The organism is Streptomyces sp. NPDC037421 (assembly GCF_055602105.1).
The window spans coordinates 422224-438254 of sequence record NZ_JBVJWV010000002.1 but is presented as its reverse complement, the minus strand read 5'-3'; the positions used below and the strand labels follow the sequence as shown (position 1 = coordinate 438254).

The following is a 16031-nucleotide window of genomic DNA, read 5'->3' as shown; positions in this document are numbered from 1 at the left end:
GCCGTCCGCTGCGGGCTGTCGGTCCGGTTGCTGCGTCATGGTGGGCTCCCCCTCGGCCTGCGCCGTTCGCTACCTTCGCGTCCGAATTTGCTCATCTGTCACATCAATCACGCAAGTCCCTTCCTCTCATGGACCGGATCTGACAACATCGTCCGCTATCCGGTGCCCCAAGTCCGGTCCGGGGGGAAGGAACAGGCACATGATCGGCTTCGTCGTGCGCCGGCTGCGCGGGCGACTGCCGCTCGCCGCCGCCGTGTTGCTCACCGCGCTCATCACCACGACCACGCTGACCGCGCTGCTGGCCTTCACCCGGGGCGTCGGGGACGCCGGCCTGCGGCAGGCGCTGACCGGCCCCGCCGGCCGGTCGAGCACCGCCGTCGTCCTCACCGGCGAGCACGCGCTGACCGCCCGGGCCGGCGACGACGCGGCCGTACGGAGCTTCGCGGACGGCCTGTTCGGGAGCGTGCCCGTCGGAGTCGAAAGCGTGGCGCGCAGCCGCTCGTACGGGCTGCCGGGCCCCCGCACCCCCGGCCGGGAACCGGATCTCACCCTGCTCGCCGCCCTCGACCGCGGCCGCGTACGGCTCCTCGCGGGCCAGTGGCCCGAGGCCGTCGGGGAGCGCCCCGGGCGGGTCCCGGTGGCCGCGCCCGAGGCCGCGCTGAACCGGCTCGGGCTGGGCCCGCAGGCGCTGCCGGCCGAGGTACGGCTGGAGGACCGCTACGGCGGGGCGCCGCTGAGCATGCTCGTCACCGGCGTCTACCGGGCGGCCGAGCCGGACTCGCCGTACTGGAGGCTCGATCCGCTCGGCGGGCGCGAGGTACAGGTCGGCTCCTTCACCAGCTACGGGCCGCTGCTCGTCCACGACTCCGCCTTCACCGGCGGCACCCTCGTCCAGAACAGCCGCGCCACTCTGCTGAGCCCCGACTTCCGCGCCGCCCGCGCCGCCGACCTCGACCGGCTGCGCCCCCTGGCACCGGAGACCGACACCAAGGGCCCCGCCGGGCTCACGATCACCTCCGGACTCAGGGACTACACCGCCGCGCTGGAGACGGGACAGCGGGTGGCCCGCTCCACCCTGCTGGTCGGGGCGCTCCAGCTGGCCGTCCTGGCCGGGGCCGCCCTGCTTCTGGTCTCCCACCTGCTGACGGAGCGCCAGGAGCCCGAGCGGGTCCTGCTCACCTCGCGCGGCGCCTCCCGCCGCCGGCTCGGGGCGCTGTCGGCGGCCGAGGCGGTGCTGCTCGCCCTGCCCTCGGCGCTCCTGGCCCCGCTGCTCACCCCGCCGCTGCTGCGCCTCGCGGGCCGCTACGGGCCGCTGGCCAAGGCCCCGATCGAGACCGGCGGGGCGTGGCTGCTGTGGCCGGCCGCGGCGGGCTGCGCGCTCGCGTGCGTCCTGCTGACCTCCCTGCCCTCCGTCCTGCGCGGGGCCGCGGCGTCCGTGCTGCGGCGGGCCGGACGCCGTGCGGCCGTGGTGTCGGGGGCGGCGCGCTCCGGACTGGACCTCGCGGTGGTGGCGCTGGCCGTCCTCGCCTACCGCCAGCTCGACCGCTACAGCGGCGCCGGAACCGGCCCGGGCGGCGAACTCGGCGTCGACCCGGTGCTGGTGGCCGCGCCCACCCTGGCGCTGTGCGCGGGCACCCTCCTCGTACTGCGGCTGCTGCCGTTCGCGGCGCGGCTCGGGGGCCGGATCGCCGCCCGGGGCCGCGGGCTCGGCCCGGCGCTCGTGGGCTGGCAGCTGGCCCGGCGCCCGGGGCGGGCCACCGGCCCGGTACTGCTGCTGGTGCTGTCGGTGGCCAGCGGGGTCCTCGCCCTCGGCCACCACACCGCCTGGTCCGCCTCGCAGCGCGACCAGGCGGAGTTCGCCACCGCCGGGGGCCTGCGCGTCACCGGCAGCGAGGTCGCCGCGGCCGGCCGGGCCGGACGGTACGCGTCCCTGCCGGGCGGCGACCGGGTGATCCCGGTGGTGCGCTCGGCCCACGGGCTGCCGGACGGGGCCGGCGGGGAGCTGCTCGCGCTGGACGCCGCCGCCGTCGCGCGGCGGGTGCCGCTGCGGGCCGACCTGCGGGACGGGCGGCCCATGGCGGAGCTGTTCACCCCGCTCGCCGCCGACGCCCCCGGCAGCGCCGGCATCGTGCTGCCGGGCCGTCCCCGGCGCATCGACGTCGACGTGTCGGTGCGGTCCTCCGGCGCGAGCGGCGGCGCCCGGCTGGGCGTACTGCTGCGCGACCGGTTCGGGCTGACCTACCGGGCGCCGGTCGAGGCACTGCCGGAGAACGGCGAGCACACCCTCTCCGTGGACGTCGCGGCGCTGGCCGGGGCCCCGCTCGGAGCGGCCGCCGAACCCCTGTCCATCGCGGGTCTCACCCTGTCGTACGGGTCCGACCCCGCCTGGTTCGACCGGTCCGGCGACAAGCCGGGGGTCGACGCGGAGGTGGCGCTGCGCCGGGTCGCGGTCACCGAGGCGGCCGGCGGCCCGGCCGTCCCCGTCCAGGCGGCCGCGCCCGACTGGAACCTGGTGTCCCCGGTCCTCGGGGCGGACACCCCGGCCGCCCGGCTGCTGCCGGCCGACGGGGCGCTGCTGCGGCTGCGGTACAAGGGCGCCCCGGTGGGGAGTTACGACCTGACCCTCACCCCGGGCGGGCCGGCCGCCGCCGAAGTGCCGGGCATCGCCACCCGGGCCTATCTGTCCGCAGTCGGGGCGCGGGTCGGGGACCGGATCCCGGTGCTGCTCGGCTCTGCCACCCTCCCGGTACGGGTCACCGCCGCCGTCGCGGCGCTGCCCGCGTCCGGCGAGCGGGCGGTCGCCGTCGACGTCGCCGCCGCCGGGCGGCTGCTGGCGGCCACCGACGGGCGGGCCCTGCCCACCGCCGACGAGTGGTGGCTGCCCGCGGCCTCCGCCTCGGACCCCGCGCCCGCGCGGGCCGCCGCCGACCTGCGCGCGGGTGCCGGCTCCCACCGGGTGCTGCTGCGCGAGGAGGTGGCCGCCGGGCTGCTGGACGACCCGCTGAGCGCCGGCCCCCGCATCGCGCTGGCCGCCCTCACCCTGTCCTGCGCCGTACTGGCCGCCATCGGTTTCGCCGCCTCCTCGGCGGCGGCCGCCCGCCAGCGGGCCCGGGAGTCCGCGGTCCTCCTGGCCCTCGGAGCACCCCGGCGGGATCTGGCCCGGGCGGCCGCGGCCGAGGGGCTGGTCCTGGTCGCGCTCGGGACCGCGGTCGGCCTGGCGGTGGGCGCGGCCATCGTGCACCTGACGGTGCCGCTGGTGGTGCTCACCCCGGCCGCGCAGCGCCCGGTGCCGGTGGTCCTGGTGGACCTGCCCGGTCTGCGGACCCTGCTGCTGGCCGCCGCCATCGCCGCGGTGCCGCTGCTGTCGGCGGTGCTCGGCGGCCGCGGCGACCGCACGTCCCGGGGCGCCGCCGCCCGTCTGCGCCACGTGGAGGAGATATGACCGGCCCGACCACCGACCCCCGGACCACCGCGCCCAGGGGCGGCGGCGGGGCCGGCTGGGTGCGGACGCGGCTGCGCGCCGCTCCCCTGGCCACGCTCCTGTCGGCCGTGCTGGTCTTCGTCTCCGTCCTGCTGGCCGCCGCGCTGCCGCGCGCCCTCGACCGGGGCGCCGACCAGGCCCTGCGCGCCTTCCTGGCCGAGGAGGGCCCGGGCTCGACCAGCCTGGTCGCCACCGCCCGGACCGTGGAGAGCCGGCAGAGCGGGGACCTCGCGGCCCTGCTGGACTCCTCGCTGGCCACGCTGCGCGCCGCCGTCGGTCCGGGCTACCGCCTGGCGGACTCCGGCCCGGTGTACGGGGTGCGCGCGAAGGACTCGCGCTCCCTGACGGGCCCCGGGCTCGTCCGCCCGTCGGACATCGCGCCCAACCTCGACCTGCTGCACCTGCCCCAGATCGCCTCTCACAGCCGGCTGGTGGAGGGGCGCTGGCCGTCCGGCGGCGGCGAGGGAACCGTCCCCGTCGTCCTGTCCAAGAGCGTGGCCGACACCATCGGCGCCAAGGTGGGCTCGGTCCTGGAGGGCTCCTCGGACCTCGCCTCGCCGATGAGCATCGAGGTCGTCGGCCTGTTCGCCCCGGCCGACCCCGCCGACGTCTACTGGAGCGACACCGGCAACACCTGCCTCGTGCAGGCCTGTCTCAAGTGGGACAAGAAGCAGGAGAAGTCCTGGTGGGACGCGTCAGCCCTGGTCGGCCCCGAGGGGATCGGCCGGCTGGCGGGCTGGGGAACCCGCTCCATGGACTTCTGGCGGCTGCCGGTGGACATCGGCGCCCTGCGCGCCGACCGGCTGCCCGAGGTCGCCGAGCAGATCTCCTCGTACGTGGCCGGCCCCACGGCCAACCGGCTGCACACCGAGACCGGCCACGCCGACATCCTGATCACCTCCGAGCTGCCCAAGCTGTTCGCCGCCGCCGAGGCCCGCAGGCAGGCCGCCGCGCCACTGGCCGCACTCGGGCCGGCCGGGGTGGCGGGTGTCGCCCTCGTGGTGTTCTGCCTGGCCGCCGGGCTCACCGGTGACCGGCGGGAGGCCGAACTGGCCCTGCTGCTGGCCCGGGGCGGCTCCCGCACCGGGATCCTGCGCCGGCTGCTGGGCGAGGGGGCCGTCACCGTGCTGCCCGCCGCCGTGCTCGCCGCGGCCCTCGGCGTCCTGCTGCTGCCGGCCCCCCGGCTCGCGCCCGGCCTGCTCGCGGCCGGGGCCGTCGCGCTCGCGGCCCTGCTGGCCTTCCCGGTACGGGCCTTCGTGCTGCTGTCGGCCCGGCGCGCGGCCGCACCCCGGCGCCGGCTGGTGGCGGAGCTGCTGCTCCTCGCCGCCACCGTGGCCGCCGTGGCCGAGGTCCGCCGGCGCGGGGTCGCCCCGGCCGGAGCGGGGCTGGACCCGCTGCTCGTCGCCGCCCCGCTGCTGCTCGCGCTGTCCGGGGGGCTGCTGCTGGCCCGGATCCAGCCCCCGCTGGCACGGCTGGCGGCCCGGGCCGCGGGGCGCGGGCGCGGCCTGACCGGCTTCCTCGGGCTCGCGCGCGCCGCCCGGGGGAACGCGGGGGGCACGCGTCCCTCCGTCCTGCCCCTCATCGCGCTGCTGCTGGCGGTGACCACCGGCGGGTTCGGGTCGGCCGTGCTGGCCTCCGTGGACGGGGCCCGCCTGCAGGCGGCGCGGGGCGATGTCGGGGGCGACGCCCATGTGTCGGCCCCGCACAGGGAGGTGCTGGCGCCGGAGTTCCTCCGGGCGGCGGGCGCGCTGCCCGGCGTACGGAGTTCCCTCGGGGTGTGGACCGACCGGGACGCCTTGCTGATGTCGGACGACCTGATCGGCACCCGGGTCAGGGCGGTGGTCGCCGATCCTGCCGCCTACGCCGCGCTGTCCGACGCCGCCGGCCGGGGGCGGTTCGACCCCTCCCGGCTGGCCGCGGGCGGCGGTGCGGACGCTCCCGTCCCGGTGCTGATCAGCAAGAACCTCGTCGGGAAGGACTCCGGGGGCGAGCTCCGGATCAGCGTCGCGGGCGGTGTGGAGCTGCGGACGCGGCCCGTAGGACTGGTCGAGGGGACCCCGGCGGAGCCGTCCGCGGAGGCGGCGGTCGTCGTGCTGCCGGCCGGGCCCGTCACCGCGCGGGTGCCCGAGGCGACCCGGCCGAACCACTGGTTCGCCCTGGGCACGGTCGACGAGGAGCGGCTGCGCGAGCTGGTCCGCGCCCACGCACCGGCCTCCGTCGCCGAGCGGACCTTCGTGCGCACCAGCGCGCGGGTCTCCGCGAAGCTCGCCGGCGACCCCCTCCAGCACGCGGCCGGGCAGCTGTTCTGGACCTCCCTGGCCGCGGCGGCCGGCTTCGCGGTGCTGTCCGTGCTGCTGACCCTGGTACGGGCCGCCCCGGAGCGGGCCGCACTGCTGGCCAGGCTGCGGACCATGGGCCTGCGGCCCCGGCAGGGCGTGGTGCTCGTACTGACGGAGTCGCTGCCGCAGGTGCTGGCGGCTCCGCTGGGCGGCGCCCTGACGGCGGTCGCCGCGATCGCCCTGCTGGGCCCGTCGGTCGACCTGTCGACGCTGGTCGGCGCCGCTGTGCCGGCCGGGCTGGGGCTGGGCCTGCGGCCGGTGCTCGTGCAGGCGCTGGGCATGGCGGGACTGGTGGCCGCGGCCGTGCTCGCGGAGGCGGCGGTGAACGGCCGGCGTCAGATCACCACCGAGTTGAGAGCGGGAGACCGACGTTGAACACCGAAGCGCCCACGTACGAGGAACTGCGGCGCCAGGCCCTGGCGGCCGCCGCACCGCGCCGGCACGCCGCCGGCACGGCCATCGCCTGCGACCGCCTGGTACGCATCTTCACCAGCGACGGCGTGGAGGTGCAGGCCCTGCAGGGGCTGGAGCTGACGGTGGCCCAGGGCGACCTGGTGGCGCTGGTCGGGGCCTCCGGCAGCGGCAAGTCCACCCTGCTGAACATCCTCGCGGGGCTGGACGTGCCCACGGCCGGCACCGCCACCGTCGGCGGCTACGACCTGCTGGAGATGTCCGCGCGGGACCGGCTGCGGTACCGGCGCGAGACGGTGGGGTTCGTCTGGCAGCAGACCGCGCGCAACCTGCTGCCGTTCCTGACGGCAGCTCAGAACATAGCGCTGCCGATGCAGTTGAAGGGGGGCGGCGGGCGCGGCGCCCGGGCGCGGCAGTCGGGCCGGGTCGCGGAGCTGCTGGAGGCACTGGAGATCGGCGATCTCGGCGGCCGCCGCCCCGCCGAGCTGTCCGGCGGCCAGCAGCAGCGGGTGGCCATCGCCGTGGCCATGGCCAACGACCCGGCGGTGCTGCTCGCCGACGAGCCGACCGGCGAGCTGGACTCCGAGACCGGCGCGGCCGTCTTCGAGGCCTTCCGCACCGTGAACCGGGAGCTGGGCGCCACCGTGGTCATCGTGACCCACGACCCGATGGTGGCGGGCGAGGTCCGCCGTACGGTGGCGATCCGCGACGGCCGCACCAGCAGCGAGGTGCTGCGCCGCACGGTGACCGACGAGCACGGCACGGAGTCGGTCAGCGAGCGCGAGTACGTGATGCTGGACCGCACCGGCCGGGTGCAGCTGCCGCACAAGTTCCTGGAGGCACTGGGCATGGAGCACCGCGTCGCGGTCGACCTGGCCGCCGACCGCATCGAGGTCCGGCGCGACGACGCGGACGACCCGGCCGGCACGGGGCCGGAGGACACCGACTAGAGCCCGGGCGCGTTCACCGTCCCGACCCGCGCCGGCGGTTCGGGCGTCACTTCCGCGGCCCGGGGGTCGTTAGGGGCTCGGGGCTGAACCGGGGGGCGAAGGGATGACGTAATGCGGCAGTTTCCTCTGCGGATGCACCACATCGAGCCGGGGCGCCTGGTCGAGTGGCGGTTGCGGGCCACCACCGGGCCACAGGGACCGGACCGGGGTGGCGAGGAGGGCAAGAAGGCGTCCTTCAACCAGGACAAGCACTTCACCGTCGCCGAGGAGAGCCGCGCGGACGACGACCCCATGGCGTCCTGGGTGGCCGTCACCTTCGAGATCGAGGGAGCCCTCGACGAACCGGCCCTGGCCGGGGCCCTGCTGGACTTCGTGCGTCGGCACGAGGTGCTGCGCTGCGAGTTCCGGCGGCTGGCCGGGGAGCTGTCCTGCGAGCCCCTCGCGCCCGAGGTCCTCTTCCTGGAGGCGTTCCACGTCGGCGACTTCGACGACGTGGAGCGGCAGCGCGAGTTCCTCGCGGAGCGGTTCACGCGCAGCATCGACACCCTGTCGTGGCCCCTGTTCACGATGGGCGCGGTACTGCGCCCGGACTCCGCGACGGTGTACCTCGCCTTCGACCACATCGTCTGCGACGGCATGTCGATGCCGGTCGTCGTCCACGACGTGCTGACCTGCTACGAGGCGCTGCGGCGCGGGGAGGAGCCCGTGCTGCCGCCCGCGCCCAGCTACCTGGACTTCGCCGACGCGCAGCGCCGCCGCTACCTGTCGATCGAGGCGGACGACGAGCGTCTGGACTACTGGAAGTCGTTCACGGCCCGGGGCGGGGAGTTCTTCCCCCGCTTCCCGCTGGACCTGGGCGTGGAGCCGGACCGGATGTACCCGATCGTCAACGAGGCGTCCACGCTGCTGGACGCCGCCGAGACCGAGGTCTTCGAGAAGGTGTGCGGGCAGGCCGGCGGGAAGCCGTTCATGGGCCTGCTGGGCTCGGTGGGCGTGTGTCTGCGCGAGGCGGGCGGGCCCGGGGTGTACCGGGGGTTCATGCCCGTCAGCGAACGCGGGCGCGAGGACTGGAACAACTCGGTGGGCTGGTTCGTGAACACGCTGCCGATCGAGTTCGACGCCTCGCCCGGCAAGGACTTCGCCCAGGTCATGGGCGAGGTCCGGGCGGGGTTCACCGAGATGATGCGCCACCTCGACGTGCCCTTCGTGCGGGCCTGGCAGCTGCTGGCGCCCGAGGAGTTCGCCGGCCGCTCCTGGCCGTACCCGGTGAACTTCTTCTCGTACATCGACATGCGCCGCTGCCGGGGCGCCGACCGGCACGACGAGTGGCGGCCCGCCACGCACGTGTGGTCGGCGCGGGCCAACGGGACCTGCTCCTGGTTCCAGCGGGACTCGGACGGGCTGCACATGAACTCGCTGTACGTGGACACCCCGGCGGCGCGCCGCACGATGGGCGGCTTCCAGGAGGCGCTGCGGCTCACCGTGCAGAGCGTCACGCGCACCGGCGGCTTCCGCAGGCCCGTCGCGCTCACGGCGCCGCGCCGTCCCGGGCAGCGGGCCGCGCGCGTCAGGGGCTGAGTCGCCGGAGGGCGGCGGCGCGGGCCAGCAGCAGGTCCCGCTCGCGGGTGTTGCGGGTGAGGGCGGCCGCCCTCTCGAACTCTGCGCGGGCCTCGGGGCCGCGGCCGAGCCGCTCCAGCAGGTCCCCGCGTACGCTCGGCAGCAGGTGGTAGGAGCGCAGGGCGGGCTCCCGGGCGAGGGCGTCGACCAGCGGCAGGGCCGCTCCGGGGCCTTCGGCCATGGAGACGGCGACCGCCCGGTTCAGCTCGACCACCGGGGAGGGGAGCTGCTCGGCGAGCCTCCCGTAGAGGGCGGCGATGGCCCGCCAGTCGGTGTCCTCGTAGCGCACGGCGGCCGCGTGGCAGCCGGCGATGGCGGCCTGGAGGGCGTAGGGGCCGCTGCCCGCCCGGTGCAGGGATTCCACCCCGCGCCGGATGAGCAGCCGGTTCCACCTGGCCCGGTTCTGGTCGGCGAGCAGTACCGGCTCGCCGTCGGGGCCGGTGCGGGTGGCCGTGCGGGAGGCCTGGAACTCCAGCAGCGCGGCGAGTCCGTGGACCTCGGGCTCGTCCGGCATCAGCGCGGCCAGTACGCGGGCCAGGCGCAGGCCGTCCTCGCAGAGGGCGGGGCGCAGCAGGTCGTCGCCGGCGGTGGCCGAGTAGCCCTCGTTGAAGACGAGGTAGATGACCTCCAGCACGGAGGCCAGGCGCTGTTCGCGGTCGGCTCCGCGGGGCACCTCGAAGGGCACCCGGGCCCTGGCGAGGGTCCGCTTGGCCCGGACGACTCGCTGGGCGACGGTGGGCTCGGAGGTGAGGAAGGCGCGGGCGATCTCCTGGGTGGTGAGGCCTGCCACCAGGCGCAGGGTGAGCGCGATGCGCGCGTCGGTGCCCAGCACCGGGTGGCAGGCGGTGAACACCAGGCGCAGCAGGTCGTCGTCGATGTCGTCCGGTTCCGCGGGTTCGGGCGGCGGCGGTACGTCCTCCAGGTTGCGGCCGACCTCGGCGAGCTTGCGCGCGTAGGTCTCCTTGCGCCGGACGAGGTCGACGGCCCGGTGCCTGGCGGTGGCCGTGAGCCAGGCACCGGGCCGGTCGGGTACCCCGTCCCGCGGCCACTGCTCCAGGGCGGCGACCAGGGCGTCCTGTGCGATCTCCTCGGCGATCCCGACGTCCCGGACGATGCGGGTGACGCCGGCGATGATCCGCGCGGACTCGATCCTGAACACCGCTTCGACCGCCCGGGCCGCGCTCACTGCCGTCACGGCCACCCATCAGAGCAGCCGCGGCGGGGCGGGGCAAACGCGGCACCCGGCGCGGGCCGCGGCCGGGTCACATCTCCTGGACCTGGCGGACCTCGGCGCCGACGGTCCATTCCGCCGGGTGGGTCTCCAGGAACCGCCTGGTCCATTCCAGGGCCTCGGCCTTGTCCTTGCACTGGAGGAAGGCGTATCCGCCGACGACTTCCTTGGTCTCGGTGAAGGGGCCGTCGGTGAAGCTGGTCCTGCCGCCCGACCAGGTGACGCGGGTGCCTTCGGAGGTGGGGAGCAGACCGGCGGTGTCGAGCATCACCCCGGCCTTGGTGATCTCCTCCATCAGGGCGCCCATGCGCTCCTCGAAGTCGGCCGGGAAGGGGGTTTCGGGGGTCAGGTTCTGCTCGTCGATGCGGATCAGCGTCAGGAAGCGCGGCATGGTGACTCCTCGGTCGTGAGGGCGGGGCCTTTCCCCTGCCTCTCACCTCTGCGTCGAACGGGAGACGCCCGGATCGACAGCTCTCCGGAAAATTCTTCGGAGATTCCGCGGAACCGGCCACCGGCGCCTCCTCGCCGCGTCCGGGCGGGCCCCGGCGGCCGAAGAGGGGGCGGAGCCCCCGGTCACACGTCGGCGGTCCGGGGGCTCGCGGACGGCTGAGGCGGCCTACCGGCTGTCCCCCGCCCAGTCCCAGCGGCCGGGGTCCGAGGCCCGCCGGCGGTAGTGGGCGCGGCCGCCCGCCCCGTAGCGGCCTATCTCGGTCGGCAGGCGTGCCTCTTCGGCCAGCCGGTCGGGGCTCCAGCCGGTGACGTCGAGGAGGAGCCCGTCGAGGGGGCCGCCCACGAGCTCGCCGTAGGCGTGGCCCGGGCGGGGGCCCGGGTCGGGGTCTTCGTGGTCGGCGCCGTAGACACGGCGGCGCGGGATCCGGTCGTCCATGCGCCCAGCTTCACAGCCACCACTGACAACGGGCCCCGCGTGGTCCGCGGGGCACCCCATAGGCTGGCGGCCACGTCGTACGCGAACCGAGGAGCACCACCCATGGCCAGTCGGGTACACCGGCCGCTCGAGGACCAGGAATTCGACTTCATCGCCGGGATGGCGCCGGGGCCGGTCCTCGCCTATTTCACCGGCACCTGGCCCAAGGCCGTCGAGGCGTGCCGGGAGCTGGACTCCCTCGTCGCGGAGCTGGCCCAGGGCCCGGAGTACGGCGCGCGGTTCACGGCCGTGCGCGCCGACATCACCCGCTGTCCCGGACCGGTGCGGCGCTACGGGGTGACGGGTGCCCCGACGGTGGTGCTGCTGCGGTCCGGTGAGGCCGTGGCGACGCACGCGGGGCCGATGGGGCGGGCGGAGCTGCGCGCCTTCCTGGACGCGCACCTGTAGCTCCCGCGCGGCCCGGACCGGTCCGCGCGGCCCGGCGGGTGAACTCGGGCAGGCTGGCCGAAAGTGGCATAGGTGGGATAGGTGCCTCAGGCATGTAATGGGAGTCCGGCGAGACGGAACCATCGCTTGCGAGGTGTTGCTTTCCATGACCGATGCCGTTGCCTTCCCTCAGGACCGAACCTGCCCCTACCACCCGCCGGCCGCCTACCGGCCACTCCGGGAGGGGCGGCCGCTCTCCCGGGTCACGCTCTTCGACGGCCGCTCGGTATGGGTGGTCACCGGCCACGCCGAGGCCCGGGCCCTGCTCTCCGACGGGCGGCTGTCGACCGACCCCACCAACGAGGCCTTCCCCGCCCCCACCGCCCGCTTCAAGGGGCTGCAGAACCGGCGGACGGCCCTGCTCGGGGTGGACGACCCCGAGCACAACGCGCAGCGGCGGATGCTGATCCCGAGCTTCTCGGTCAAGCGGACGGCCGCCCTGCGCCCCCGGATCCAGGAGACCGTGGACCGGCTGATCGACGCGATGGCGGCCCGGGGGCCGGGGGCCGAGCTGGTGGACGACTTCGCACTGCCGGTGCCGTCCATGGTGATCTGCGCCCTGCTCGGGGTCCCGTACGAGGACCACGACTTCTTCGAGGAGCAGTCGCGGCGGCTGCTGCGCGGCCCCTCGACCGCCGACGTGGAGGACGCCCGGGAGCGGCTGGACGCCTACCTGGAGGCCCTGATCCGGCGCAAGCGCACCGAGCCGGGTGACGGGCTGCTGGACGAGCTGGTCTCGACCCGGCTGGCGGCGGGCGAGACCGACGTCGAGGAACTGGTGTCGCTGGCCGCGATCCTGCTGATCGCGGGGCACGAGACCACGGCGAACATGATCTCGCTGGGCACCTTCACCCTGCTGCGGCACCCGGAGCAGCTGGCCGAGCTGCGGTCCGACCCCTCCCTGATGCCGGAGGCGGTGGAGGAGCTGATGCGGTACCTGTCCATCGCGGACGGGATGCTGCGGGTGGCCACGCGGGAGATCGAGGTCGGCGGGGTGACCATCCGGCCGGACGACGGGGTGGTCTTCTCCACCTCGGTCATCAACCGCGACGAAGCGGTCTTCGCCGACCCCGACGCGCTCGACTGGCACCGGCCGGCCCGCCACCACCTGGCCTTCGGTTTCGGCATCCACCAGTGCCTGGGCCAGAACCTGGCGCGCGCCGAGATGGAGATCGCCCTCGGGACCCTGTTCGAGCGGCTGCCGGGCCTGCGCCTGGCGGCCGACCCGGACCGGATCCCGTTCAAGCCCGGCGACACCATCCAGGGCATGCTCGAACTGCCCGTGACGTGGTGAGCGGCGTGCGGGTCTTTGTGGACCAGGACGTCTGCATCGGCGCCGGCCGGTGCGTGCTGACCGCGCCGCAGGTCTTCACCCAGGACGACGACGGTTTCGGCCAGGTGCTCGCGGGTCGCGAGGACGGCCACGGGAGCCCGCTGGTCCGGGAGGCCGCGCGCGCCTGCCCGGTCTCGGCGATCACCGTCCGGGAGACCGGGGAGGCCGGGGAGGCCGGGGAGGCACCGGCGGACTGAGCGGGTCCCCCGTGTCGTGCGGGAGCCCCCGCCGGATGACCGGCGGGGGCTCCCGGCGACGGGAACCGCGGGGCGGCCGGCGCTACTCGGGGACCACGTGTTCCGCCTGGGGGCCCTTGGGGCCCTGGGTGACGTCGTACGAGACCCGGGTGTTCTCCTCCAGGGACTTGAAACCGGTTCCCTGGATGGCGGAGAAGTGCACGAACACGTCGGGGCCGCCGTCGTCCTGCTGGATGAAGCCGAACCCCTTCTCCGAGTTGAACCACTTCACGGTGCCAGTTGCCATCGGTACTGATCCTTCTCAACGTTCCGCTCGGGCCGCATACGCGGCCGTCTCGATACTGCCCACCCGCCCCGCACGCCACACGCCGAACGCGGCCAACCGGGGCGGGTCAGGCGCCGCCGTCCCCTGCGGGCAGCGGGGCGGCGGACCGCCCGCCGACGGAAGGGCGGCCCGCGGACGCCGCCGCCGCGCGGCGCGGACCGCCCGCCCGGCAGCCCAGGCAGTCGGCGTGTCCCGTCCGGGCGGCGGTGTCCCGTACGCGCCAGTCCCACGCCTCGCGCGGACGGGGACCGCTGGGCTTGCCCCAGCCGGCGAGGTGGAGCAGCCAGGTGGCCACTCCCGCCGCCACGACCAGGCCGAGGCCCAGCCAGATTCCCGGGGTCCAGGCCGCGCACAGGGCGGCGCCCGCTCCGGCGCAGCCCAGCAGGGCCAGGGTGGTTCCGGTCCAGCCGGCCACGGTGTGGCCGAGGTCGACGTCGCCGTGGGCGCTCATGATTCCCCCTAAAAGGGCAGGCGGCAGTACGCTCGGAGCAGGATCATTTATCTCACGAGCTAAGTAACTTAGATAGTAAGGAGAGTGTCGGTGCACGGCAAGCCCCGCCCCGCGGCCACGGCCGGGGAGGCGATCGCGCGCATGGACCAGTACGTGGCCCTCGGCCTCGTAGGCCAGCAGGAGGTGGCCCAGCTCCTCGGGATCAACGTCACCGACCTGACCTGCCTCGCCCACATCCTGGCCGCCTGCGACGAGCCCCTCTCGGCCGGCGACCTCGCCGGGCTGGTGAACCTCACCACCGGTGCCGTCACCGGCGTGCTCAACCGGCTGGAGAAGGCCGGGTACGCCCGTCGGCAGCCCGATCCCGCCGACCGCAGGCGGGTACGGGTGGTGGCCGATCCCGAGGCCGCCGCCCGGGTCATCGCCACCTACCAGCCCTTCTACGACCGGCTCGGCACCGTGTTCGCCGAGTACACCCCCGACGAGGTCGCCGTGATCGCCGACTGGTTCGGCCGGGCGGCGGTCGAGATGCGGGCCCACCTCGCCCAGGTGCGGTCCGGGGAGCTCGACCCCAGGCCGGGCCGGTGACCGGCTGGTAAAATGGCCGGGAAACTTGAGGCGCGGGGCGCTTGCGCCCGGTGCGGACGCGTACGACGAGCCGGGGACCGTACCGAGGGGTACGGACCCCGGCTCGTCGCCGTTACCCCGCCGCGGCCCCGCCCGCCTCACTCTCCTCACGGAAGGTTCTGCATGAAGAACCCGTCAGCTCACGGGCGTTTCGGCATCAAGGCCGGGGCGAAGGCAGGCTCCAAGCCGGGAGCCAAGAGCGCCAGGGGAGCCGGCAAGGCCCCCCGGACCCTCGGCCCCCAGGGCGAGTTCGCCATGCCGCGGACCACCACCCCGGCGCTGCCCCCGGTGGCCTCGTTCGACGAACTCGGGCTGCCCGCTGAGCTGGTGAGGACCATGGCCGAGCAGGAGGTGCGGGAACCCTTCCCGATCCAGGCGGCCACCCTGCCCAACTCCCTCGCGGGCCGTGACATCCTCGGCCGCGGACGCACCGGCTCCGGCAAGACCCTCGCCTTCGGCCTGGCCCTGCTGGCCCGCACGGCCGGACAGCAGGCCGACCCCAAGCGGCCGCTCGCCCTGGTCCTCGTACCGACGCGCGAGCTGGCGCAGCAGGTGACCGAGGCGCTCACCCCGTACGCGCAGGCCCTCAAGCTGCGCATGGCCACCGTCGTCGGCGGGCTCTCCATCGGCCGCCAGACCAGCGCGCTGCGCACCGGCGCGGAGGTCGTGGTCGCCACCCCCGGCCGCCTCAGCGACCTGGTCGGACGGCGTGACGTGCACCTGGAGCGGGTGCGGATCACGGTGCTGGACGAGGCCGACCAGATGTGCGACATGGGCTTCATGCCGCAGGTCACGGAGATCCTGGACCAGGTCCACCACGACGGGCAGCGGATGCTGTTCTCGGCCACCCTGGACCGCAACGTCGACCAGCTCGTGCGCCAGTACCTGAAGGACCCGGTCTCGCACTCCGTGGACCCGCAGTCGGCGTCGGTCGGCACGATGGACCACCACGTGCTGCACATCCACGCGGCGGACAAGGTCTCGGCGGCGACCGAGATCGCGGCCCGCGAGGGCCGGGTGCTCATGTTCCTGGACACCAAGCACGGCGTGGACCAGTTCGTGAAGCACCTGCGGGCCATGGGCGTACGGGCGGAGGGGCTGCACAGCGGCAAGTCCCAGCCGCAGCGCACCAAGACCCTCGGCCAGTTCAAGGACGGCCTGATCACGGTCCTGGTCGCGACGAACGTGGCCGCCCGGGGCATCCACGTCGACGACCTCGACCTCGTGGTCAACGTGGACCCGCCGGCGGACAGCAAGGACTACCTGCACCGGGGCGGCCGCACCGCGCGGGCGGGCGAGTCCGGCAAGGTGGTCACCCTGGTCACCCCCAACCAGCGGCGCGACATGGTGCGCCTGATGGCCGACGCCAAGATCCGGCCCACCATCACCCAGGTGCGCTCCGGCGAGACGGCCCTGAGCCGGATCACCGGCGCCAGGAAGCCCTCCGGGGTCCCGCTGTCCGGGGCCCTGCCGACCGACGCCAAGGGCCGCCCGAGCGGCACGGAACTCGGTTTCCGGGGCATCGGCACCCGGCCGGGCCGGCCGGGCCGGGGCAAGGAGTCCCGCAAGACCATCGAGGCGCGCCAGGCCGCCGAGGCCCGCCGCGCGGCCCGGGTCCGCAAGGGCCTCTGAGGCCCGGGGACCCGGGGGAGGGGGGGCGACTCCACCGCCCCACCGTCTGCGTACCGCGGCGGGCC

14 protein-coding genes are annotated in these 16031 nt (G+C 75.4%); 9 read left to right on the top strand and 5 right to left on the bottom strand.

Features of this window, described 5'->3' with window-relative positions; translation table 11 throughout:
- Positions 1-199: 199 nt before the first annotated feature.
- From ACZ7IF_RS05460 to ACZ7IF_RS05445, 4 genes are all read left to right on the top strand, one after another.
- Positions 200-3442 carry an FtsX-like permease family protein gene (locus ACZ7IF_RS05460; protein ID WP_470963391.1) on the top strand — a complete coding sequence of 1081 codons (3243 nt, stop codon included), beginning with the start codon at positions 200-202 and terminating at the stop codon, positions 3440-3442.
- Complete coding sequence (locus ACZ7IF_RS05455) at positions 3439-6195, top strand: hypothetical protein (protein WP_470963388.1); 2757 nt, start codon at positions 3439-3441, stop codon at positions 6193-6195. Before ACZ7IF_RS05460 ends, ACZ7IF_RS05455 begins: the two co-directional genes overlap by 4 nt.
- Positions 6192-7181 (top strand): ABC transporter ATP-binding protein, encoded by a 990-nt coding sequence (locus ACZ7IF_RS05450; RefSeq protein WP_470963385.1) that lies wholly within the window; start codon positions 6192-6194, stop codon positions 7179-7181. Before ACZ7IF_RS05455 ends, ACZ7IF_RS05450 begins: the two co-directional genes overlap by 4 nt.
- Before the next feature lie 111 nt (positions 7182-7292).
- Complete coding sequence (locus tag ACZ7IF_RS05445; protein WP_470963382.1) at positions 7293-8759, top strand: condensation domain-containing protein; 1467 nt, start codon at positions 7293-7295, stop codon at positions 8757-8759.
- On the opposite strand, the gene ACZ7IF_RS05440 is transcribed toward ACZ7IF_RS05445, so the two are convergent.
- The 3 genes from ACZ7IF_RS05440 to ACZ7IF_RS05430 all read right to left on the bottom strand — a co-directional run bounded on the left by ACZ7IF_RS05440 (position 8749) and on the right by ACZ7IF_RS05430 (position 10915).
- Positions 8749-9984 carry an RNA polymerase sigma factor gene (locus tag ACZ7IF_RS05440; RefSeq protein WP_470963508.1) on the bottom strand — a complete coding sequence of 412 codons (1236 nt, stop codon included), beginning with the start codon at positions 9982-9984 and terminating at the stop codon, positions 8749-8751. The two genes, ACZ7IF_RS05445 and ACZ7IF_RS05440, sit on opposite strands and share 11 nt — an antisense overlap.
- A 76-nt stretch (positions 9985-10060) precedes the next feature.
- Positions 10061-10420 (bottom strand): YciI family protein, encoded by a 360-nt coding sequence (locus tag ACZ7IF_RS05435; RefSeq protein ID WP_470963379.1) that lies wholly within the window; start codon positions 10418-10420, stop codon positions 10061-10063.
- 225 nt (positions 10421-10645) lie between these two features.
- Positions 10646-10915 carry a hypothetical protein gene (locus ACZ7IF_RS05430; RefSeq protein WP_470963376.1) on the bottom strand — a complete coding sequence of 90 codons (270 nt, stop codon included), beginning with the start codon at positions 10913-10915 and terminating at the stop codon, positions 10646-10648.
- Between the two features lie 102 nt (positions 10916-11017).
- Here ACZ7IF_RS05430 and ACZ7IF_RS05425 point away from each other — a divergent pair, with 102 nt between their 5' ends.
- The 3 genes from ACZ7IF_RS05425 to ACZ7IF_RS05415 all read left to right on the top strand — a co-directional run bounded on the left by ACZ7IF_RS05425 (position 11018) and on the right by ACZ7IF_RS05415 (position 12931).
- Positions 11018-11362, top strand: a complete 345-nt coding sequence (locus tag ACZ7IF_RS05425) for a thioredoxin family protein (RefSeq protein WP_470963373.1) — start codon at positions 11018-11020, stop codon at positions 11360-11362.
- Between the two features lie 145 nt (positions 11363-11507).
- Positions 11508-12695 carry a cytochrome P450 gene (locus ACZ7IF_RS05420; protein WP_470963370.1) on the top strand — a complete coding sequence of 396 codons (1188 nt, stop codon included), beginning with the start codon at positions 11508-11510 and terminating at the stop codon, positions 12693-12695.
- A 5-nt stretch (positions 12696-12700) separates the two neighbouring features.
- Positions 12701-12931, top strand: a complete 231-nt coding sequence (locus tag ACZ7IF_RS05415) for a ferredoxin (RefSeq protein ID WP_470963367.1) — start codon at positions 12701-12703, stop codon at positions 12929-12931.
- A gap of 82 nt (positions 12932-13013) precedes the next feature.
- On the opposite strand, the gene ACZ7IF_RS05410 is transcribed toward ACZ7IF_RS05415, so the two are convergent.
- Together ACZ7IF_RS05410 and ACZ7IF_RS05405 are read right to left on the bottom strand one after the other, a co-directional pair.
- Positions 13014-13217: a cold-shock protein gene (locus ACZ7IF_RS05410; RefSeq protein WP_470963364.1), complete on the bottom strand. Its 204-nt coding sequence runs from the start codon at positions 13215-13217 to the stop codon at positions 13014-13016.
- 106 nt (positions 13218-13323) lie between these two features.
- Positions 13324-13707 carry an HGxxPAAW family protein gene (locus ACZ7IF_RS05405; RefSeq protein ID WP_470963361.1) on the bottom strand — a complete coding sequence of 128 codons (384 nt, stop codon included), beginning with the start codon at positions 13705-13707 and terminating at the stop codon, positions 13324-13326.
- A gap of 90 nt (positions 13708-13797) precedes the next feature.
- On the opposite strand from ACZ7IF_RS05405, the gene ACZ7IF_RS05400 reads away from it, so the two are divergent.
- Both ACZ7IF_RS05400 and ACZ7IF_RS05395 read left to right on the top strand, forming a co-directional pair.
- The gene (locus tag ACZ7IF_RS05400) at positions 13798-14295 is read left to right on the top strand and encodes a MarR family transcriptional regulator (protein ID WP_470963358.1); all 498 of its coding nucleotides are present in this window, start codon (positions 13798-13800) and stop codon (positions 14293-14295) included.
- 162 nt (positions 14296-14457) lie between these two features.
- Positions 14458-15966 (top strand): DEAD/DEAH box helicase, encoded by a 1509-nt coding sequence (locus ACZ7IF_RS05395; protein ID WP_470963355.1) that lies wholly within the window; start codon positions 14458-14460, stop codon positions 15964-15966.
- Positions 15967-16031 lie beyond the last annotated feature (65 nt).